Annotated in this window: 20 protein-coding genes; 10 read left to right on the plus strand and 10 right to left on the minus strand. The window is 63.1% G+C overall.

Features of this window, described 5'->3' with window-relative positions:
* Nucleotides 1-31 precede the first annotated feature (31 nt).
* The 3 genes from rpoD to DFR51_RS07625 are packed head-to-tail and all read right to left on the minus strand — an operon-like array spanning nucleotide 32 to nucleotide 4,365.
* Nucleotides 32-2,062, minus strand: coding sequence for an RNA polymerase sigma factor RpoD (gene rpoD / locus DFR51_RS07615; RefSeq protein ID WP_121048772.1), 2,031 nt, complete (start codon nucleotides 2,060-2,062; stop codon nucleotides 32-34).
* A complete protein-coding gene (dnaG, locus tag DFR51_RS07620) occupies nucleotides 2,028-3,899 on the minus strand; it encodes a DNA primase (RefSeq protein WP_121048775.1) in 1,872 nt (623 codons plus the stop codon). The genes rpoD and dnaG overlap by 35 nt, the downstream gene beginning before the upstream one ends.
* A 10-nt stretch (nucleotides 3,900-3,909) precedes the next feature.
* Complete coding sequence (locus DFR51_RS07625; RefSeq protein WP_121049946.1) at nucleotides 3,910-4,365, minus strand: GatB/YqeY domain-containing protein; 456 nt, start codon at nucleotides 4,363-4,365, stop codon at nucleotides 3,910-3,912.
* A 138-nt stretch (nucleotides 4,366-4,503) separates the two neighbouring features.
* Between DFR51_RS07625 and carA the strand changes: the two genes are divergently transcribed.
* From carA to DFR51_RS07645, 5 genes are all read left to right on the plus strand, one after another.
* Nucleotides 4,504-5,664, plus strand: a complete 1,161-nt coding sequence (gene carA / locus DFR51_RS07630; RefSeq protein WP_121048777.1) for a glutamine-hydrolyzing carbamoyl-phosphate synthase small subunit — start codon at nucleotides 4,504-4,506, stop codon at nucleotides 5,662-5,664.
* Between the two features lie 68 nt (nucleotides 5,665-5,732).
* Nucleotides 5,733-6,359 carry a hypothetical protein gene (locus DFR51_RS18760; protein WP_126494772.1) on the plus strand — a complete coding sequence of 209 codons (627 nt, stop codon included), beginning with the start codon at nucleotides 5,733-5,735 and terminating at the stop codon, nucleotides 6,357-6,359.
* Complete coding sequence (gene carB / locus DFR51_RS07635) at nucleotides 6,360-9,605, plus strand: carbamoyl-phosphate synthase large subunit (RefSeq protein ID WP_121048780.1); 3,246 nt, start codon at nucleotides 6,360-6,362, stop codon at nucleotides 9,603-9,605.
* Between the two features lie 87 nt (nucleotides 9,606-9,692).
* Nucleotides 9,693-10,172, plus strand: coding sequence for a transcription elongation factor GreA (gene greA, locus DFR51_RS07640; RefSeq protein ID WP_121048783.1), 480 nt, complete (start codon nucleotides 9,693-9,695; stop codon nucleotides 10,170-10,172).
* Nucleotides 10,173-10,185: 13 nt separating this feature from the next.
* Nucleotides 10,186-10,812: a rhomboid family intramembrane serine protease gene (locus tag DFR51_RS07645; protein WP_126494774.1), complete on the plus strand. Its 627-nt coding sequence runs from the start codon at nucleotides 10,186-10,188 to the stop codon at nucleotides 10,810-10,812.
* Here DFR51_RS07645 and DFR51_RS07650 read toward each other — a convergent pair.
* From DFR51_RS07650 to DFR51_RS07665, 4 genes are read right to left on the minus strand one after another with little or no spacing between them, the layout of a single operon-like run.
* Nucleotides 10,809-11,048 (minus strand): DUF4170 domain-containing protein, encoded by a 240-nt coding sequence (locus DFR51_RS07650; protein WP_121048790.1) that lies wholly within the window; start codon nucleotides 11,046-11,048, stop codon nucleotides 10,809-10,811. The genes DFR51_RS07645 and DFR51_RS07650 overlap by 4 nt on opposite strands.
* 9 nt (nucleotides 11,049-11,057) lie before the next feature.
* On the minus strand, nucleotides 11,058-11,627 hold the full coding sequence (locus tag DFR51_RS07655) for a gamma carbonic anhydrase family protein (protein ID WP_121048793.1): 570 nt from the start codon (nucleotides 11,625-11,627) through the stop codon (nucleotides 11,058-11,060).
* Nucleotides 11,624-12,247 carry an MlaC/ttg2D family ABC transporter substrate-binding protein gene (locus tag DFR51_RS07660; RefSeq protein WP_121048796.1) on the minus strand — a complete coding sequence of 208 codons (624 nt, stop codon included), beginning with the start codon at nucleotides 12,245-12,247 and terminating at the stop codon, nucleotides 11,624-11,626. The genes DFR51_RS07655 and DFR51_RS07660 overlap by 4 nt, the downstream gene beginning before the upstream one ends.
* Before the next feature lie 30 nt (nucleotides 12,248-12,277).
* A complete protein-coding gene (locus DFR51_RS07665) occupies nucleotides 12,278-12,661 on the minus strand; it encodes a c-type cytochrome (protein WP_121049949.1) in 384 nt (127 codons plus the stop codon).
* Between the two features lie 91 nt (nucleotides 12,662-12,752).
* Here DFR51_RS07665 and DFR51_RS07670 point away from each other — a divergent pair, with 91 nt between their 5' ends.
* A complete protein-coding gene (locus DFR51_RS07670; RefSeq protein WP_121048799.1) occupies nucleotides 12,753-13,703 on the plus strand; it encodes a DUF2336 domain-containing protein in 951 nt (316 codons plus the stop codon).
* Here the strand turns inward: DFR51_RS07670 and DFR51_RS07675 are convergent.
* From DFR51_RS07675 to DFR51_RS07685, 3 genes are read right to left on the minus strand one after another with little or no spacing between them, the layout of a single operon-like run.
* The gene (locus DFR51_RS07675; RefSeq protein WP_121048802.1) at nucleotides 13,700-14,569 is read right to left on the minus strand and encodes a DUF883 family protein; all 870 of its coding nucleotides are present in this window, start codon (nucleotides 14,567-14,569) and stop codon (nucleotides 13,700-13,702) included. The two genes, DFR51_RS07670 and DFR51_RS07675, sit on opposite strands and share 4 nt — an antisense overlap.
* Entirely contained in the window at nucleotides 14,566-14,922 is a 357-nt protein-coding gene (locus tag DFR51_RS07680; protein WP_160119213.1) for a phage holin family protein, read from the minus strand. Before DFR51_RS07680 ends, DFR51_RS07675 begins: the two co-directional genes overlap by 4 nt.
* Before the next feature lie 14 nt (nucleotides 14,923-14,936).
* Entirely contained in the window at nucleotides 14,937-15,365 is a 429-nt protein-coding gene (locus DFR51_RS07685; protein WP_121048809.1) for a hypothetical protein, read from the minus strand.
* A gap of 177 nt (nucleotides 15,366-15,542) precedes the next feature.
* Here DFR51_RS07685 and eno point away from each other — a divergent pair, with 177 nt between their 5' ends.
* The 4 genes from eno to DFR51_RS07705 all read left to right on the plus strand — a co-directional run bounded on the left by eno (nucleotide 15,543) and on the right by DFR51_RS07705 (nucleotide 19,774).
* The gene (gene eno / locus DFR51_RS07690) at nucleotides 15,543-16,823 is read left to right on the plus strand and encodes a phosphopyruvate hydratase (RefSeq protein WP_121048812.1); all 1,281 of its coding nucleotides are present in this window, start codon (nucleotides 15,543-15,545) and stop codon (nucleotides 16,821-16,823) included.
* A gap of 39 nt (nucleotides 16,824-16,862) precedes the next feature.
* On the plus strand, nucleotides 16,863-17,177 hold the full coding sequence (locus DFR51_RS07695) for an FtsB family cell division protein (protein WP_126494776.1): 315 nt from the start codon (nucleotides 16,863-16,865) through the stop codon (nucleotides 17,175-17,177).
* 204 nt (nucleotides 17,178-17,381) lie between these two features.
* On the plus strand, nucleotides 17,382-18,377 hold the full coding sequence (pdhA, locus tag DFR51_RS07700) for a pyruvate dehydrogenase (acetyl-transferring) E1 component subunit alpha (RefSeq protein ID WP_243445650.1): 996 nt from the start codon (nucleotides 17,382-17,384) through the stop codon (nucleotides 18,375-18,377).
* Nucleotides 18,377-19,774 carry a pyruvate dehydrogenase complex E1 component subunit beta gene (locus DFR51_RS07705; RefSeq protein WP_121048821.1) on the plus strand — a complete coding sequence of 466 codons (1,398 nt, stop codon included), beginning with the start codon at nucleotides 18,377-18,379 and terminating at the stop codon, nucleotides 19,772-19,774. The genes pdhA and DFR51_RS07705 overlap by 1 nt, the downstream gene beginning before the upstream one ends.

A 19,774-nucleotide genomic window follows, 5' to 3' on the forward strand; every position in this document is an offset into this window, starting at 1 on the left:
GACTTGCTTAAACTGACATGAACCAAATGGCTCAGGTGTCGAGGAAGCTCCGCATCTTGCGGCTGCGCGTCGGATGCTTGAGCTTCCGGAGCGCCTTCGCCTCGATCTGGCGGATACGCTCGCGCGTCACCGAGAACTGCTGGCCGACCTCTTCGAGCGTGTGATCGGTGTTCATGCCGATACCGAAACGCATGCGAAGCACGCGCTCCTCGCGCGGGGTGAGGCTGGCGAGAACCCGCGTCACCGTTTCCTTCAGGTTGGCGTGGATCGCCGCGTCCACGGGGATCACGGCGTTCTTGTCTTCGATGAAGTCGCCCAGGTGGCTGTCTTCCTCGTCGCCGATCGGCGTTTCGAGGGAGATCGGCTCTTTCGCGATCTTCATGACCTTGCGGACCTTGTCGAGCGGCATCGAGAGGCGCTCGGCAAGTTCTTCCGGGGTCGGCTCGCGACCGATCTCGTGCAGAATCTGGCGGCTGGTGCGGACGAGCTTGTTGATCGTTTCGATCATGTGCACCGGGATACGGATCGTGCGCGCCTGATCGGCGATCGAACGCGTGATCGCCTGCCGGATCCACCACGTGGCGTACGTGGAGAACTTGTAGCCGCGCCGGTACTCGAACTTGTCCACCGCCTTCATCAGGCCGATGTTGCCTTCCTGAATAAGATCAAGGAATTGCAGACCGCGGTTCGTGTACTTCTTGGCGATGGAGATGACGAGGCGAAGGTTCGCCTCCACCATTTCCTTCTTGGCGATCCGCGCCTCGCGCTCGCCCTTCTGCACCATGTTGACGATGCGGCGGAACTCACCGAGCTCCACGCCCGTCTGCTGCGCGATATCGGCGATATCGGTGCGGATTTTCTCCACCGTGCCGCGCTCGCTCTGCGCGAAATTGGCCCACTTGTCGTCCATGCGCGACACGCGGTCGAGCCAGCTCTCATCAAGCTCGCTGCCCATGTATTCGTCGAGGAACGACTTGCGGTTGATGCGGTAACGCTCGGCGAGACGCAGCATGTTGCCGCCAAGCGTCATGAGCTGACGGTTGTAGCTGTAGAGCTGATCGACGAGGAACTCGATCTTGGCGTTGTGGAAGTGCACGGCCGCGACCTTCAGGGTCAGCTCTTCGCGCAGCCCCTGATACTTCTTCTCCTGCGCCTGCGGGAACTCCTCACCGGAGTTGAGCGCTTCGAGGCGGCCTTCCTGCAGTTTCAGGAAGCGCTTGTAGAGCGAGGTGATCTCGGCGAACTGCTCAAGCGCCTGCGGCTTCAGCTGCTCTTCCATCTGCGCGAGGGAGAGCGTGTTCTCCTCGTCTTCTTCTTCCTGCTGCGGCTTGGCGCGCTTCTCGGTATATTCGTCTTCGTCGTCGCCGCCCTTCTCGGGCTCCGCCTCGGGCTCGTCGTCTTCCTTGAGCTCGACACCGCTCGGCAGATCGGAATCGCTGTCGTTTTCGACCTGCTCGTCGGACGGGCCGCTGTTGAGCATCGCATCGAGATCGAGGATTTCGCGAAGCTGCATCTCCCCGGCGTTCAGCGCTTCCGACCACGCGATCATCGAGGTGAAGGTGAGGGGGCTTTCGCAAAGCCCCTCGATCATCGTGTTGCGGCCCGCCTCGATGCGCTTGGCGATGGCGATTTCGCCCTCGCGCGACAGCAGCTCCACCGCGCCCATCTCGCGCAGGTACATGCGCACGGGGTCATCGGTGCGGTCCAGCACCTCTTTCTTCTTCTCGATGACGTGCAGCGTCGGCTTGTCGTCGCCGTCGATCTCTTCGGCGTCATCTTCCGCTTCGGCTTCGGCCTCCGGTTCGTCATCCCCGGAATCTTCGCTTTCGGTGAGATTGATGCCCATCTCCGAGAGCGCGGACATCACGTCCTCGATCTGCTCGGACGACATCTGATCCTGCGGCAGCGCCGCGTTCAGCTCGTCATACGTCAGCCAGCCGCGCTTCTTCGCCTTCGCGATCAACTTCTTGATCGACGCATCGTTCATGTCGATGAGCGGCGCGCCGTCGGCCTCGCCATTCTCGTCCTTACCCTTGGGCTTCGCCGGTGCTTTGGTCGCCATCCAGGTTCCGTTCCTTTGCGGGCGTCGGCGCTTCGTCCCCCCGACGCGCCTCGGCCAAATCGATTAGTTCGCGTTCGACCCGCGCCTTTTCAGCACGAAGCCGTTGTTGTTCTTCGAATTCCGACTGGACAAGTGAATCATAGCGCGCGCGCAGATCCGCCAAATCCTCATCGATGCGTTGCAGCGCCATAAGGTGGCCCACAACACATGCCAAGTCCTGTTCCGCAATCGCGGCGGGCGTCCGGGGTCGCGTGAAGCTAAAATCGAGGCGATTCATACGCCTCAGGTCGTCCGCGTACTGACCGAGCCCTTGTGCCGCTAGGTCGTGTGCCAGCACATCTTTGTCAAGATCGTGATTGCGTGAAATCGCGGAGAAAATCGCCGATCTGAGACGATCGAGCTGAGGATCGGCAATATGAAGGTGCGATATTGTTTCGCCATGCACGTCGGCAATGTGCGGATGCGTGAGCAGGCCCACCATAACGGAACGGGTTTCGATCTCCACCGGCGAGAGCGCAAGCCGCGCCTTTGCCGCGCTCGATGCGCCCCGGACAGCGGGCATGAAGCGGTTCTCCCGCCGCGCACGGAACATCGCATCGAAGCGTTCCCGAAACTCGCTCTGGTAGAGTGAGGCGACGGTCTGGTTCTCGATTGCGTGCGCGTGCTCGAACAGGCGCTGGCGCACGGCGGCGCGGCGTTCGGGCGTGGCGGTGTCGACGCCATCGGTCTCGGCCTTCCAGAGCGTGTCGATCAGGCTTTCAGCACCGTTCACAAGGTCCGTGAAGGCCGAAAGTCCGCGCGCCTTCGCGAAATCGTCAGGGTCCTGGCCTTGGGGCATGGTGACGAAGCGCAGCGACTTTCCGGGTTCGAGCAGGGGGAGGGCGCGCATCGCCGCCCGGATCGCCGCGCGGCGCCCGGCGGAGTCGCCATCGAAGCAGAGCACCGGTTCGGGCGCGACGCGCCAGAGCAGTTTCATCTGATCCTCGGTAAGCGCCGTGCCCATTGGCGCGACGGCCTCCGCGAACCCCACCTGCGCGAGGCCGATGACATCCATATAGCCTTCGACGACGACGATGCGGCCCGATTTCCGCGCGGCTGGGCCGGCCTTGTCGAGATTGTAGAGCAGGCGGCCCTTGTCGAAGAGCGGCGTGTCGGGGGAGTTCAGGTACTTGGGCTCGCCCGCGCCGATGATGCGCCCGCCAAAGCCGACGATGCGCCCACGCGGGTCGCGGATCGGGAACATCAAGCGGCCACGGAAGCGGTCGTAAGGCTCACGCCCCTCGGCTTCGATGACGAGGCCGACCTCGATGAGCTTGCGGATGTCGATGTCGCCGAGCGCGGCCTTGAGCGCGCCGCGACTGTCGGGCGCGAAGCCGAGGCCGAACGCCTCCACGGTCGCGGGTTTCAGGCCGCGCTTATCGATATAGGCGCGCGCATCCGCGCCGCCGAGGCCGGAAAGCTGCTTGCGGAACCAGTCACTTGCGGCGGCGGTGACGTCATGAAGTCCCGCCGCAGCCTTCGCTTTCGCACGCGCCTCCGGGTTTTCCTCGGGCAGCTCCAGCCCGGCTTCCGCCGCGAGGCCCGCCACGGCATCGCGGAAGCTAAGGCCTTCCTGCTCGACCACGAAGCGGATGACGTCGCCGTGCGCGCCGCAGCCGAAGCAGTGATAAAACGCCTTGTCGTCGTTGACGTAAAAGCTCGGCGTCTTCTCATTGTGGAAGGGGCAGCAGCCCTTCATTTCGCGCCCGGCGCGCAGCAGCTTCACCCGCCGCGCGACCACGGACGACAGACTCACCCGGCTCCTGATCTCGTCGAGGAATTGCGGGGGGATGGACATGCGGGCAGGGCTATCCCGCCAGCGCGGCTTTGACGACTCCGCTGACCGTGCTCATGTCGATCTGCCCCGCGTGGCGCGCCTTCACCTCGGCCATCACACGGCCCATGTCCTTGGGGCCGGCGGCGCCGATCTCGGCAACGATGGCGGCGACGGCGGCTTTCACCTCGTCCGGACCCATCATGGCGGGGAGGAAAGATTCGATGACCGCAAGCTCCGCCTTTTCCTGCGCGGCGAGCTCGTCGCGCCCGCCCTGTTCGAACATGGTGATGGATTCGCGGCGCTGTTTCGCCATTTTCTGCAGAACATCGACGACAATGACGTCATCGTCCGGCACGGATTTCGCGGTGCGAAGCTCGATATCGCGATCCTTGAGCTTCGCGAGGATCAGACGCACGGCCGCCAGCCGTTCCTTCTCGCCTGCCTTCATGGCCGCCACCTGCGCCGCCTTGATGTCGTCGCGAATCATGCTTTTCATCCCTTTAAGAGCAAGGGGTCCGTCTAGCCGCCAAAAAGGCAAAAGAATAGATTGACGCTCCGGACCCTCGCCAATAGCTAGGCGCCTTAGCCACAAAGCACGAAACCAGATTCGAAGGGGCCAGACCACGTGTCCGACGCCAAACCCGCGCGCGCACCCAAAGGAGCCACGGGGGTATTGATTCTCGCGGACGGCACAACGATCTGGGGGCGCGGCTTCGGCGCCGAGGGTCACGCCGTCGGCGAGGTTTGCTTCAACACCGCGATGACCGGCTATCAGGAGGTGATGACCGATCCCTCCTACGCCGGGCAGATCGTCACCTTCACCTTCCCGCACATCGGCAACGTCGGCACCAACCCCGAGGATATCGAGGCGGACACGCCCGCCGCCGTCGGGTGCGTGGTGCGGCAGGACGTGACGTCACCCAGCAACTTCCGCAGCGCCGAAGGCTTCGACGCGTGGATGAAGCGCAAGGGACGTGTCGGACTGTCGGGCGTGGACACGCGCGCGCTCACCCGGCGCATCCGCGAGATCGGCGCGCCGAACGCCGTGATCGCGCACAGCCCCTCCGGCATGTTCGACCTCGACGCGCTGCTCGCCGAGGCGAAGGCGTGGCCGGGACTTGAGGGCATGGACCTCGCCAAGGACGTGACGCGCGATGCGCGGCAGGACTGGTCCGGCGGGCCGTGGCAGCTCGGGCAGGGGTACGGTGAGAGCGCGGGCGAGGGACGGCCGCACGTCGTTGCCATCGACTACGGCGCCAAGAACAATATTCTCCGGAACCTCACGGCAGCGGGCGCGAGCGTGACCGTTGTGCCCGCGACGGCGACCTTCGAGGAAGTGATGGCGCTGCGCCCGGACGGCGTGTTCCTCTCGAACGGTCCCGGCGACCCCGCCGCAACCGGCGAATATGCGGTGCCGGTCATCAAGAAGCTGCTCGACGCGAACGTGCCGATCTTCGGCATCTGCCTCGGCCACCAGCTCCTCGGCCTCGCCGTTGGCGCGAAAACCGCGAAGATGCATCAGGGCCATCGCGGCGCGAACCACCCGGTGAAGCGGCTCTCTGATGGTCTCGTCGAGATCACCAGCATGAACCACGGCTTCGCGGTGGACGCGGACACGCTGCCGGCAAATGCGCGCGCCACGCACGTCTCGCTGTTCGACGGCTCCAACTGCGGCCTTGAGCTGACCGACAAGACGGCGTTTTCGGTGCAGTATCACCCTGAGGCGAGTCCCGGCCCGCAGGACAGTTTCTATCTGTTCCAGAAGTTCGTGGGGATGATCAAGTGATCAATCGAGATACTCTCGATCTCTTCGCTGTAATCGTTTGCGACGCTTGTACTGATGAACCACGAGAAATGTTTGCGCTCGGCGAGCTGGCGAAACGATATGATGTCGGGTTTGCTAGAGAGCAGGACTTTGTCGATGCGTTAAAACAAGACGATCGATTTGTTGTGCGGGATGGACCAGAGCATCACGTTCAGAGCCATGTCGTCAACATCACGGACAGCGGGCGTCAGTGGGTAGAAGATGAGATCGGCGGCGACAACATAGCAACACACCTGGAGCAGAACGGCATATCTTACTCAGCGGCCCGCGAGGAACGAGAGGGCGCTTCACGTCGTTTCCAGGACAATTCTCCTGCTTCGATCGAAGCACTCGAAACCTATACGGATCGCGTATCGCCTGCAGTTGAAAGTTCACGTTGGACGGGAATTGAAAACCGTCTTCAGACGCGCCCCGACCTTGTCGATATCATAACATCAAAAATTCATGAAATTGATGATATTATTGAAAAAACAGGGCTAACTAACGCTGAGAAAGATAAGGCAAAAAGAATTACGGCATCGCTTATCCTTCTTGTCGAATCGCCTGAACCAGAATGGAAGGCGATTGTTGAGCTTTTAAACTCGAAAAATTTAACTGCCATGCTCAATATTTACCAAATTGTGCAGGTTATTTGTTCTATAATATTTGGAAAATAGATGCCCAAACGCACGGACATTTCCTCCATCCTCATCATCGGCGCAGGTCCCATCGTCATCGGGCAGGCGTGCGAGTTCGATTATTCGGGCACGCAGGCGTGCAAGGCGCTGCGCGAGGAGGGGTACCGGATCATTCTGGTGAACTCGAACCCCGCCACGATCATGACCGACCCGGACATGGCGGACGCGACCTATGTTGAGCCGATCACGCCTGAGATCGTCGCGAAGATCATCGAGAAGGAGCGGCCTGACGCTGTGCTGCCGACGATGGGCGGGCAGACGGCGCTGAATACCGCCCTGGCGCTGGCGCGCGACGGCACGCTTGAAAAATACGGCGTCGAGCTGATCGGCGCTGACGCGGAAGCCATCGACAAGGCCGAGGACCGGCTGAAGTTCCGTGAAGCGATGGACAAGATCGGGCTGGAAAGCGCGCGCTCGGGCATCGCGCATACGCTCGATGAGGCCTTCGAGGTGCTGGAGCGCACGGGGCTCCCCTCCATCATCCGCCCGAGCTTCACGATGGGCGGCACCGGCGGCGGCGTCGCCTATAACCGCCAGGAGTTCGAGGAGATCGTGCGCGGCGGGCTCGATGCGAGCCCGACAACCGAGGTGCTGATCGAGGAATCGCTGCTCGGCTGGAAAGAGTATGAGATGGAAGTCGTCCGCGACCGGAACGACAACGCCATCATTATCTGCTCGATCGAGAACGTCGACCCGATGGGCGTCCACACGGGGGACAGCATCACCGTCGCCCCCGCGCTCACGCTGACCGACAAGGAATATCAGATCATGCGGAACGCGAGCATCGCGGTCCTGCGTGAAATCGGCGTGGAAACAGGTGGTTCGAACGTCCAGTTCGCGGTCAACCCGAAGAACGGTCGGCTCGTCGTCATCGAGATGAACCCGCGCGTGTCGCGGTCCTCGGCGCTCGCCTCGAAGGCGACCGGCTTCCCGATCGCCAAGGTCGCGGCGAAGCTCGCGGTGGGCTACACGCTCGACGAGATCGAGAACGACATCACCGGCGCGACGCCCGCGAGCTTCGAGCCGACGATCGACTATGTCGTCACCAAGATTCCGCGCTTCGCGTTCGAGAAGTTCAAGGGGGCAGCAAACACGCTCACGACGGCCATGAAATCGGTGGGCGAGGTGATGGCGATCGGACGCTCGATCCACGAAAGCATGCAGAAGGCGCTGCGCGGCCTCGAAACCGGGCTGACCGGCTTCGACGAGGTCGAGGCGCTGGCGGGTGCGGGCAACGACGAAGTTGAAGCGGCGCTGGCGCTCGCGACCCCGGACCGGCTGCTTGTCGTGGCCGAAGCGATCCGGCGCGGCATTTCGGACGCCGACATCCACCGCCTTTCCGCTTACGATCCATGGTTCATCGCGCGCATCCGCGAGATCGTGGACGCCGAGGAAAAGGTTCGTGAAAACGGCCTGCCGAAAGGCGCTGACGATTTCCGCGCGCTGAAGGCGATGGGCTTTTCGGACGCGCGGCTCGCAACGCTCGTCGGCTGGCACGAGGCAGCGGTCGCTGAGCAGCGCCGCGGGCTCGGTGTCCGCCCCGTGTTCAAGCGCATCGATACATGTGCCGCGGAGTTCGAAGCGAAGACGCCCTACATGTACTCGACCTACGAGGCGCCAAGCTTCGGCACGCCTGAGGACGAGAGCCAGCCCACGGACGCGAAAAAGGTCGTCATCCTCGGCGGCGGGCCGAACCGGATCGGGCAGGGCATCGAGTTCGACTATTGCTGCTGCCACGCCTGCTTTGCGCTCGACGACGCGGGCTACGAGACCATCATGGTCAACTGCAATCCGGAAACGGTCTCGACCGACTACGACACGTCGGACCGCCTGTATTTCGAGCCGCTGACCACCGAAGACGTGCTCGAAATCCTCAACGTCGAGATGTCGAACGGCACACTCGCGGGCGTAATCGTGCAGTTCGGCGGGCAAACACCGCTGAAGCTCGCGCAGGGACTGGAGGATGCGGGCATCCCGATCCTCGGCACCTCGCCCGACGCCATTGACCTTGCCGAGGACCGCGAGCGGTTCGCGAAGCTCGTCGGCGACCTTGGCCTCAAGCAGCCTTCGAATGGTCTTGCGCGCAGCCTTGAAGAGGCGATCCGCGAGGCGGACCGCATCGGCTATCCGGTGCTGCTGCGCCCGTCCTACGTGCTCGGTGGCCGCGCGATGGAGGTCGTGGAGAACCAGACGCAGCTCGAAACCTACATCGCGACGGCAGTGAAGGTGTCCGGCTCCTCGCCGGTGCTTGTCGACCAGTATCTGCGCGATGCGGTCGAGGTCGATGTCGACGCCCTGTCGGACGGAACCGATGTGGTCGTGGCGGGCGTGCTTCAGCACATCGAGGAGGCGGGGGTCCATTCGGGCGACAGCGCCTGCTCGCTGCCGCCCTACAGCCTCGCCGCCGACGTGGTCGCAGAGATCGAGCGGCAGACGGTGGCGCTTGCGATCGCGCTGAAGGTCAAAGGCCTGATGAACGTGCAGTATGCCGTGAAAGACGGCGCGGTTTACCTCATCGAGGTGAACCCGCGCGCCAGCCGCACGGTGCCGTTCGTGGCGAAGGCCATCGGACGGCCGATCGCCAAGATTGCCGCGCGCGTGATGGCGGGCGAGGCGCTCGCCTCGTTCGGGCCGATCAACCGCGATATTCCCTATATCGCGGTGAAAGAGGCCGTGTTCCCGTTTGCGCGCTTCCCGGGCGTGGACCCGATCCTCGGGCCGGAAATGAAGTCGACAGGCGAGGTGATGGGCATCGATGTCGATTTCGCCACGGCCTTCGCCAAGAGCCAACTCGGCGCAGGGACGACGCTGCCCGATAGCGGCACGGTGTTTGTTTCGGTGAAAGACACCGACAAGCCGGTGATCCTTGCCGCTGCCAAGGGACTGATCGAACTTGGTTTCCGTATCGTCGCGACCTCGGGCACGGCGAGCTACCTTGCTGAGCAGGGAATCGCGGTGGAGCCGGTCAACAAAGTGCTCGAAGGGCGGCCGCATATCGTCGACCGGATCAAGGACGGCGACATCGACCTCATCTTCAACACGACCGAGGGCGCACAGAGCCTGAAGGATTCCCAATCGATCCGCGCTTCGGCGCTTTACGGCAAGATTCCGTACTATACGACGGCGGCGGAATCGCTGGCGACGGTGCGGGCGATCGGCGCAATGCGGCAACAACCCCTTGCAGTCCGCTCGCTGCAATCTTACTATTCTGATCTCGATACCTGATCCCCGACAGTTCTGGCGAAGACACGGCGGATTTTCCGCTGAGGGGCCGGTTTGCCGGGGGAGTGGGCTGAGGAGTGGGTTACGAATATGGCGACGCTTGAAAAGCTTCCGATCCTGCCGTCCGGCCATGCGAAGATGCAGGCCGAGCTGCAAAAGCTGAAGACGGTGGACCGTCCCGAGGTGGTGCAGGCCATCGAGGAGGCGCGCGCACACGGCGACCTTTCGGAAAACGCCGAGTATCACGCCGCGAAGGAACGTCAGGGCCAGATCGAGGCGCAGATCATCGAGCTGGAAGACCAGCTCGCCCGCGCACAGGTGATCGATCCGACAACGCTTTCGGGCGACAAGGTGGTGTTCGGCGCCACGGTCGATCTCCTCGACGAAGACGACAAGCCCGTTGTTTACCAGATCGTCGGCCCCTATGAGGCCGATGCCAAGCAGGGCCGTATCTCGTACACATCCCCGCTCGGCCGCGCGCTCATCGGGCGTCGTGTCGGCGAGGAGGTCGAAGTTTCGACCCCGTCCGGCGACAAGTATTACGAGATCGCCAAGCTCAACTTCATCTGAAAGGCAAAAGCCGGTGCAAGCTGAACGCGTGGATCTCGCGACCCGCGCGATCATCATCGCCTGCGTGCTTATCCAGCTCGCGGTGACGCTTGGCGGCCAGGCTTTCGAGGTGGCGATCAACATGGGCGGCGGGCTGATCCCGGCGCGGATCAGCGGTTCGCTCGTCCTCGATCACGCGATCCCGGCACCCGCGACGCTCGTTTCCTCGATCTTTCTCCACGGAAGCTGGGCGCACCTCGGCTTCAACATGCTGTTCCTTGCATGGATCGGCCGCTTCGTGGAGGCCGTGCTTGGCCGCTGGCGCTATCTGCTGCTGTTCTTCGTCTCGGGTATCGCAGGCGGGCTCGTGCAGGTCGCGCTCGATCCCGGCTCGCCGATCCCTGTGGTGGGTGCGAGCGGCGCTATTTCCGGCGTCTTCGCCGCTCACGCGATGATCTTCGGGCGTTCGGGCGGGAAGGGTGAGTTCGCCCGGGCGCTCCAGCTGGCCGCGCTGTGGATCGGCTTGCAGGTTGCAACGGGGCTCGTGCTCAATACGGATGGGGGCGGCATCGCGGTGGGCGCGCACATCGGCGGCTTCGTGGCGGGCCTGATCACGGCGCTGCCGCTCGCCCGCGCTGCCATAGCAAAGCGGTTACACTAAGCGGCAGGGTCCGCGTCGGGCTCCAGCAGCCGGTGCAGATGCACGACGACGTATTTCATTGCCGCATCGTCCACCGTACGCTGCGCGTTCGCACGCCACGCGTTTTCCGCGCTCTTGAAGTCAGGAAAAATGCCGACGATGTCGAGCGCGGAGAGGTCTTCAAACTCGAGCCCGCGCGGATCGGCAACGCGTCCGCCGAACACGAGGTGGAGTTTCTGTTTTTCAGTCTGGTCCATGTACGTGCGCTATAGCGCCTCGAACTCGCTCTGCAAGCGTTCCAGCGTCGCACCGAGCCAGCGCTCGAAGTCCGGCCCTTCCCAGGCCCTGTGGTCGCCCTTTGCATAGGCGAGTGCGTTGCGGTGATAGATAAGCGCGTTCGCCCGGTTCGCGATCCAGCTGTTGTGGGTGCGGATGACCTTCGCAGGGGAGCCGACGACGATGCTGTTCGGCGGCACCTGCGTGCCTTCACGCACGAAGGCGTGCTGGCCGACGATGCTGTTGTCGCCGATCACCGCATCATTGAAGATCGTGGCATTCACACCGACGAGCACGTTGTTTCCGAGCTTGCAGCCGTGAATGGTGGCATGGTGGGTGATCGAGCAATAGTCGCCGATTTCCACGGCCCGGCCCGGCTCGGCGTGGATCATCACGAAGTCCTGAATGTTCGTGAAGCGTCCGATGCGGATATGCTCCGCCTCCGAACGCATGACCGCGTTGCACCACACCGAGGCGCCTTCTTCGAGGCGGACCCGACCGTAAAGCTGCGCCGACGGATGGACGAACGCCGCAGCTTCACAGTCAAGTGTCGATGTCATGCGGACTTGCGGTCCCTCATGAACTGGACGAGCGCGTCGAAGCCGTTTTTCTGGATGTAGGCGGTGAAGTCGGCTTCCTGCGTGAGCGACAGGTTGACGCCCGCCACCGTGAGGTTGTCGACGACGTATTTGCCGCTTTCATTCTTCTTCACGGTCCAGATCGAATCAATCGGCTGCGCGCCATTGTTGCGGATGACGCGGGCGTAAACGTCGATCGTTCCGCGTGTACCGCGCGGCACGGTGCGGACAACCTTGAGCTCGCTGTCGGCGAACTCGAACAGGTTGTCGGTATACGTATCGACGACGTAATTCGGGAACGCCGCCTGATAAGCCTGATACTGCTGCTTCGTGATCGTGCGCACATGGCGACGGATCAGGCGGTTTCCGATGTCGGTGACGGCAAAGTTTTCCTTCAGCAGCGCACGGAATTTGGTGCGCACGTCATCCTTGTCGTTCGACTTGTCGCGAAGCACGGCATAGGCGCGCTGAGAGAGGTCGGCAATGAAGTTGCCGGCAGCCTTGCCGTTATCGGCAGGCGCCGTCGCCGGCGCCGCAAGGCTTACCGCAGGCGTGGCGACCGCCGCAGAGGCAAGAAGAACCGCTATCGCGCGAATGAACATCGATCAGAACTCCATAGGTTCGGCGTGCGCTCAGCGCGACGCCTTCAAGAGATAGTCGACGACCGCCTTGCGCTCGTCAGGCTTCTTCAACCCGACAAAGGCCATGGAAGTTCCCGGAACCACCTTGCGGGGATTGTCGAGATACGTGTCGAGCTTCTCCGCAGTCCACGTGAACCCGGCTTTTTTCATCGCCGGGGAATAGCGCGGAAAACTTTTTTCGGTGCCGGCAGTGCGCCCGATCAGCTTTTTGAGCGATGGCCCCTGGCGCGGCTTTTCCCCCGCCTGTGCCGGGTCCCAGTGACAGATGCCGCAGCGGGTCTTGAACAGCTGCGCTCCGTCTGCCGCTGACGCCGGACCGGCGATCAACACCGCAAAGGCGGAAAGGGCAACCAGACGGACAGCGCGCGTTTTCATGTGCGTAGCTTTCTTTTCCATAATGCTGGAATGCACGATCCCCTGTGAATCGGCGATTAATCGGTAATGTTTTTCGGGCTATTGTAAAGAGATGGACCCGCTTCTGCCCTCTCTTGCCGACGTCGAGCGGCTCCAGGAGAACGCCGATGCAGAGGCCCGCCGCGCGCTCGCGCTGAAGCTGGGGCACAGCTACACGCAGCGCCTATTCGGCGACCGAGAACGCGGAATCGCGGACGATATTGTGCGCGCGATCGCTCGGGACGTCGAAGTTGAAGTGCGCAAGGCGCTCGCACAGACCATCGCTTCGAGTACGGACATTCCGCAGGACGTGGCACTGCGCATGGCGCACGACGTCATCGAGGTCGCCGAGCCGATCCTGAAGGCGAGCGATCTCCTCGACGACGATATGCTCGTGGAGATCGTGAAGTCGCGGAGCGAAGACCACCGCGTCGCCATCGCCGCGCGGCCCGTGGTGCGGGAGCCGGTTTCGGCGGCGATCGTTGAACATGCCGAAGTGCGGGCAGTCTCGACGCTTGCCGCCAATGCCGGCGCCGACATCGCCGAAGCCGCGATGGCGCGTGCCGTCGAACGCTTCGGGGATGAAGAGGCGGTGGCGATGCCGCTCGCTGACCGCCCATCGCTGCCGCTTGCGATTGCGGAGCGGCTCGTCGCGCTGGTTTCAAGCCGCCTCAGAGCGCGGATGGCGGGCGAGGGGGACCGGTTTCAGCAGTTCGCGAAAGGGCTTTCGCAGGTTTCCGAGGGTGCGGCGTTCATTCTGGGCGGCGGCGAAACCGATGTGCTCGATCTCATCGCCATGGTCGACCAACTGCACGCGGCCGGGAAGTTGCAACCCTCGCTCGTTATCCGCGCGGGGCGGCTTGGCGACCGCGAGCTGATGCAGGCGGTCGTCTCAAGGCTCACCAGCATCCGCTACGGTCTCGTTGTCGAAGCCTTCGAGCAACCCGATTCCGCACGGCGGATGCTGCGCGAAGTGGGCCTCGTGCCGTCGGAAATCGACGAGGTCGTTCCCGCCGCCGCTTAAGCGAGCTCGGCGGGCCCCTCGTCTTCGGGATTGGTGCCGTTCACCGTCTTGCCCTTGCTGCGGACGGCGGTTGTTGCGGACTTGGCGACCTCGGCCGCGCCCTCCTTGATCTCGTTGAAACGCAGCTTGGCAGCTTCCTTGATCCCAAGCTCGGCAAGCTTTGCTTCACCGGCTGTGCGCGCGACCCTGGCCGCCGTACGCGCCGTTGACGCGAGCTTGTCGCGGACGGGTCCGATCGTGCGATTCTCGCTGCTGCTGCGCGGCAGCAATGCACCGATGATCGCGCCAAGCGCTGCACCCGCAAGCACGGCCGTGATGGGGTTCTCCTCGACGCTTTCGACTGTCCGCTCGCGCGCCTTCGCTGCCTGGATCTTCGCGCGTTCGGAATAGTCCGCGGCACGCTCCCGCGCTGTTTCCCAGGCATCATTGGCGTGCTGGCGCGCGGAAGCGAGCTTTTCGCCCGCGACGTCGCGGGCAGCCTGCGCCTTGTGTGTCACCGTCTCGCGCACTTGCTGCGCTGTCTGCTTCACGCTGTCCAGCCGGTCCTTGCCCGGCGCTTCGTTGCCGAAGTCATCTTCGTACTCGCTCATGGCGGGTGCCTTTCTGCTCTTCCGATTGTGCCGAGCGCCCGCCAACATGCCGGCAAGCGCGCCGACGATGGAGATAGCGCCAAGATTTTCGCGCGCAGCCTGACGGCCGCGTGCAACCAGTTCCGCCCCCCGTTCAGCGGCTGCATCAATCGCCTCGTTGGCGATCGTGCGGGGATCGAGCCGGTGACGGATCTCGCCGACGGTCAGCGCGATCCGCCGCCGCGCCTCGGCGGCTTCCGCTTCATAGAGGGCCGTGTTGACGGGATCGTCGTTCACATTTCGCTCCGGTGGCGCAGCAGGGATGGGGGCTCGAGCACGATCTCAAGACGTTTGCGCCCTTCAACGAACAAAACGCACGACGCGCCCGCAGCGATCACAGTGACAATCACCACCGCCAGGAAAAATCCGACGAGCGGTCCGAGCAGCACGACGAGCGCAGTCGCAATGCCCATCAGAGCGACAAACGCCAACGCAACCGAAGCGCTGAGCAAGCCAAGCGGTCGCCGCGCCAATTGAAGACGCCGGGCGATCTTCGCTTCGGCAATGCGGACTTCCGCCTGCAGTAGGTCTCCGCCTTCGTCGACGAGGCGCTCGAAGAGATCGGAGATTTTTACGTCCTGATCGGCCACCCCTGTTGGTCCTCTCAGGCTTCGACGTCGTCGTTGCGGCTCGCCTTGAGGAAGCGCGAGATAATGAAGCCGGCGGCAGCCGCAGCGGCAATCACCAACACCGGCGAACGGCGTACCATCTCGCGGGTGTCATCGATAATGTCGTCGACGGTCTTCTCGCGCATCCGCTGCGCGAAGGACTCCACCGAATCGGCGGCTGAATTGATGATGTTCGCGAGCGGCTCCGCCTGCGTGCCCTTCAGCTTGTCGGCGGCTTCGCGCGTGACATGCGAGACACTGCCAAGGGTTTCGGCGGCGCGGGTCTTGCCTTCCTCGGCGGCGCTGCGCGCCTTTGTCGAGGCTTCGGTCTTCAGCTTGCTGGCTTCAGCCTTGATGGTGGCCAGCCGGTCCGGTTTCGCGGCAACCGGATCGGCAGCAGCAGGCGCGGGAAGAGTGTCGGACATGCCAATTCCTTTCGGGCTTACAGGAGCTGTAATAGAACAATAGAACAGGATGTTGGTTCCGTCCTCGACAAAAACAAGGCGGCATTGCGACATTGGCTCTACAAGCGGCGTTGCCCCGCGCGACGAGGCTGATTAAGAGCGCGCACGAACGATATTTTCATAAGCCGGAGCGACCCCATGACCGCGATCATCGACATCCACGCCAGACAGATTCTCGACAGCCGCGGCAACCCGACCGTGGAGGTCGAGGTGACGCTGGAGGATGGCGCCTTCGGCCGTGCGGCCGTGCCCTCGGGCGCCTCGACGGGTGCCTACGAGGCTGTGGAGCTTCGCGACGGCGACAAGAGCCGCTGGCTCGGCAAGGGTGTGGAGAAGGCGTGCGCTGCAGTTGACGGCGAGATTCAGGACGCGCTGCTCGGCATGGATGCCGAAGATCAGCTCGAACTCGACAACACGCTGATCTCTCTGGACGGCACGCCGAACAAGGCGCGGCTTGGCGCCAACGCCATTCTGGGCGTCAGCCTGGCAGCGGCGAAGGCCGCAGCGGATTCGCGGGGACTGCCGCTCTATCGCTACGTTGGCGGCGTTTCGGCGAGCGTGCTGCCGGTGCCGATGATGAACATCCTGAACGGCGGCGCTCATGCCGACAACCCAATCGATTTCCAGGAATTCATGATCATGCCGGTCGGCGCCGAGAGCTTCGGCGAGGGGCTGCGCTGGGGCGCGGAGATTTTCCACACCCTGAAGAAATCGCTGCATGACAAGGGTCTTGCGACCGCCGTGGGCGACGAGGGCGGCTTCGCGCCGAACCTCGCGAGCGCCGAGGCTGCGCTCGACTTCATCATGGGCGCCGTTGAAAAGGCCGGGTTCAAGGTGGGTGACGAAGTGATGCTGGCGCTCGACTGCGCCTCCACCGAATTCCACAAGGACGGCAAGTACGAGATGACGGGCGAGGGCAAGTCGCTGTCGTCAGCCGAGATGGTGGATTTCCTCGCGGGCCTTTGCGACCGCTACCCGATCATTTCGATCGAGGACGGCATGGGCGAAGACGATTGGGACGGCTGGAAGCTGCTCACCGACCGTGTCGGCGATCGTGTCCAGCTGGTTGGCGACGACCTTTTCGTGACGAACCCGGCGCGCCTGCGCGACGGCATTGTCAAGGGCACTGCGAACTCCATTCTGGTCAAAGTTAACCAGATTGGTACACTCTCCGAAACGCTCGAAGCCGTGAACATGGCGCACCGCGCGCGCTATACCGCGGTGATGTCGCATCGTTCCGGCGAGACCGAGGACGCCACCATCGCGGACCTCGCCGTCGCGACCAACTGCGGCCAGATCAAGACCGGCAGCATGGCGCGCTCGGACCGGCTCGCGAAGTACAACCAGCTCATCCGCATCGCGGAAGAACTGGGTGATGCGGCCACATATGCGGGCCGATCCATTCTCCGCGCAAAATAACGCTTGAATCATTGGGATTCGCGTGATTCAAAGGCGGACGTGAGCGAACCCGTCCGCCTTGTCTCCTATATGCGTGCAGCCTGGCTGCCGGCGCTCTGCATTGGGCTTGTCGCGTTTTTCGGATGGCACGCAGTCGCGGGCGATACGGGCGTGCTCGCACTCGGAGGCTACAAGGCCGAGCAGACGCGCCTCACCAATGAGGCCGCAGCCGTCGCAAAGCGCAAAGCCGATCTTGAACGCAAGGTCGCCGCGCTTGATCCTGCGCGGGTTGATCCAGACTTCGCCGACGAACTCGTGCGTGAGAATCTGGGCCTCGTCCGCGAAGACGAGTTCGTCATCCGTCTCGACAAATAAGCAATCAAGGTTCGCGCTCGCGCTTGAACTTTACACACGGTCGCACGTATAGCGACGGTGAAGTAAAAAACTTTACCCTGCGAACCAGAGGAGGGGATCATCGCCGAGCGAACCAAAGAGGCGAAAACAGCGCCCAAGACCAAACCTTCTGCTCGTAAAACAAAGGCTGCGACATCGCACCGGCAGTCTGAAGAGCGCGAAGGACTGGACCGGCTGCCCGACTATTCGCCTTACAAGGCCAGCGTCGACGAACTCCTCGATTTCTACCGCCAGATGCTGCTTATCCGCCGTTTCGAGGAAAAGGCGGGCCAGCTTTACGGCATGGGGCTGATCGGCGGTTTCTGCCACCTCTACATCGGACAGGAAGCTGTCGTGGTCGGCCTTCAGTCCGCGCTCAAGGCCGGGGACAGTGTCATCACCGGTTACCGCGACCATGGCCACATGCTCGCCTGCGGCATCGAATCACGCGCGGTGATGGCAGAACTGACCGGGCGCGCTGCCGGCATATCCAAAGGCAAGGGCGGCTCGATGCACATGTTCAGTGTCGAGCACGGTTTCTACGGCGGGCACGGCATCGTCGCCGCACAGGTGCCGCTCGGCACCGGGCTTGCCTTCGCGCACAAATACAAGGGCGACGGCAACGTCTGCCTCACCTATTTCGGTGATGGCGCCGCCAACCAGGGCCAGGTGTACGAAAGCTTCAATATGGCGGAGCTGTGGAAGCTCCCCGTGGTCTACGTGATCGAAAACAACCAGTACGCGATGGGCACGAGCGTCAACCGCGCAAGCGCGGAAGACCAGCTTTACCGCCGCGGCGAGAGCTTCCGCATCGAAGGCGTCCAGGTGAACGGCATGGACGTGCTTGAAGTGCGCGGCGCCGCCCAGATGGCGATCGAATGGGTCCGATCCGGCAAGGGGCCGCTGCTTCTTGAACTGAAGACCTACCGCTATCGCGGCCACTCCATGTCCGATCCCGCGAAATACCGCTCGCGTGAGGAGGTGCAGGCCATGCGCGAGAAATCCGATCCGATCGAAGCGGCGAAGAAGCACCTGCTCGCCGCGGGGGTCGATGAGACCAAGCTGAAGGACATCGAGAAAGAGGTGCGGGCCATCGTCAACGATTCCGCCGACTTCGCCGAGCAGGCGCCTGAACCGGAGCTTCCAGAGCTCTATACCGACGTTCTGGTGGGGAACTACTGATGGCGATCGAGATCAAGCTGCCCGCCATGTCTCCCACGATGGAGGAGGGGACGCTCGCCAAATGGCTGGTGAAGGAAGGCGACGAGGTGAAGCCGGGCGATGTGATCGCCGAGATCGAGACCGACAAGGCGACAATGGAACTGGAATCGGACGAAGGCGGCACTGTTTCGAAGATCCTGGTTGAAGCCGGATCGGACAGCGTTGCCGTCGGTACGCTGATTGCCGTGATCGATGACGGGGAAGGGGATGGCGACGCCGAGGCGCCGCCGGAAAAGACCGAGCCCCCGGTCGCCAAAAAGGCATCGGCTGAAAGGCATCCCGAACAGAAGACCGAAGCACCTTCCGGCGCCAAGGCGATTCCGACGCCGCAGCCGGCGATCGCGAACGATCCCGAAATCCCTGCGGGTACGAACCTTCGCCGCATGACCGTGCGCGAGGCGCTGCGCGATGCGATGGCCGAGGAGATGCGCACCGACAGCCGCGTTTTCGTGATGGGCGAAGAGGTCGCGGAGTATCAGGGCGCCTATAAGGTGACTCAGGGTCTGCTCGAAGAGTTCGGTCCGGCGCGCGTCATCGATACGCCGATCACCGAATATGGCTTCGCAGGCGTCGGCACCGGCGCGGCGATGGGTGGGCTGCGGCCCATCGTCGAGTTCATGACCTTCAACTTCGCCATGCAGGCGATCGATCATATCGTGAACTCGGCCGCCAAGACGAACTACATGTCGGGTGGCCAGATGCGCTGCCCCATGGTGTTTCGCGGCCCGAACGGCGCGGCGTCGCGCGTTGCGGCACAGCACAGCCAGAACTACGGCCCGTGGTACGCGAGCGTGCCCGGCCTGATCGTGATCGCACCGTACAGCGCGGCGGACGCGAAGGGCCTTCTGAAGGCAGCAATCCGCTCGCCCGATCCGGTCGTCTTCCTCGAAAACGAGCTGCTTTACGGCCAGAGCTTCGATGTGCCTGAGGTGGAGGATTATGTCCTCCCCATCGGCAAGGCGCGGATCGCGCGCGAGGGGGGCGATGTCACCATCGTGTCCTACTCGATCGGCGTCGGGGTCGCGCTTGAAGCCGCGAAGGCGTTGGCGGACGAGGGGATCGAGGCAGAGGTCGTCGATCTCCGCACGCTGCGTCCGCTCGACCGCGCCACCGTTCTCGCGAGCCTCAAGAAGACGAACCGCATGGTCGTCGTTGAGGAGGGCTGGCCGCAGTGCTCAATCGCTTCTGAAATCATGGCGATCGTGATGGAGGATGGCTTCGACGATCTCGATGCGCCCGTTCTCCGCGTCACGAATGTCGATGTTCCGCTGCCCTACGCCGCGAACCTGGAAAAAGCCGCACTCGTGAAGGCCGCCGACGTTGTCGCCGCCGCCAAGCGCGTCACCTACAAGGACTGA

This window comes from Sphingosinicella microcystinivorans, from assembly GCF_003634215.1.
Taxonomy (GTDB): domain Bacteria; phylum Pseudomonadota; class Alphaproteobacteria; order Sphingomonadales; family Sphingomonadaceae; genus Sphingosinicella; species Sphingosinicella microcystinivorans.

What these genes read in the sequence shown, in the direction of transcription:
- rpoD (WP_121048772.1), bottom strand. Translation starts at nt 2,062, where the DNA reads ATGGCGACCAAAGCACCGGCGAAGCCCAAGGGTAAGGACGAGAATGGC.
- dnaG (WP_121048775.1), bottom strand. Translation starts at nt 3,899, where the DNA reads ATGTCCATCCCCCCGCAATTCCTCGACGAGATCAGGAGCCGGGTGAGT.
- DFR51_RS07625 (WP_121049946.1), bottom strand. Translation starts at nt 4,365, where the DNA reads ATGATTCGCGACGACATCAAGGCGGCGCAGGTGGCGGCCATGAAGGCA.
- DFR51_RS18760 (WP_126494772.1), top strand. Translation starts at nt 5,733, where the DNA reads ATGTTTGCGCTCGGCGAGCTGGCGAAACGATATGATGTCGGGTTTGCT.
- carB (WP_121048780.1), top strand. Translation starts at nt 6,360, where the DNA reads ATGCCCAAACGCACGGACATTTCCTCCATCCTCATCATCGGCGCAGGT.
- greA (WP_121048783.1), top strand. Translation starts at nt 9,693, where the DNA reads ATGGCGACGCTTGAAAAGCTTCCGATCCTGCCGTCCGGCCATGCGAAG.
- DFR51_RS07650 (WP_121048790.1), bottom strand. Translation starts at nt 11,048, where the DNA reads ATGGACCAGACTGAAAAACAGAAACTCCACCTCGTGTTCGGCGGACGC.
- DFR51_RS07655 (WP_121048793.1), bottom strand. Translation starts at nt 11,627, where the DNA reads ATGACATCGACACTTGACTGTGAAGCTGCGGCGTTCGTCCATCCGTCG.
- DFR51_RS07660 (WP_121048796.1), bottom strand. Translation starts at nt 12,247, where the DNA reads ATGTTCATTCGCGCGATAGCGGTTCTTCTTGCCTCTGCGGCGGTCGCC.
- DFR51_RS07665 (WP_121049949.1), bottom strand. Translation starts at nt 12,661, where the DNA reads ATGAAAACGCGCGCTGTCCGTCTGGTTGCCCTTTCCGCCTTTGCGGTG.
- DFR51_RS07670 (WP_121048799.1), top strand. Translation starts at nt 12,753, where the DNA reads ATGGACCCGCTTCTGCCCTCTCTTGCCGACGTCGAGCGGCTCCAGGAG.
- DFR51_RS07685 (WP_121048809.1), bottom strand. Translation starts at nt 15,365, where the DNA reads ATGTCCGACACTCTTCCCGCGCCTGCTGCTGCCGATCCGGTTGCCGCG.
- eno (WP_121048812.1), top strand. Translation starts at nt 15,543, where the DNA reads ATGACCGCGATCATCGACATCCACGCCAGACAGATTCTCGACAGCCGC.
- DFR51_RS07705 (WP_121048821.1), top strand. Translation starts at nt 18,377, where the DNA reads ATGGCGATCGAGATCAAGCTGCCCGCCATGTCTCCCACGATGGAGGAG.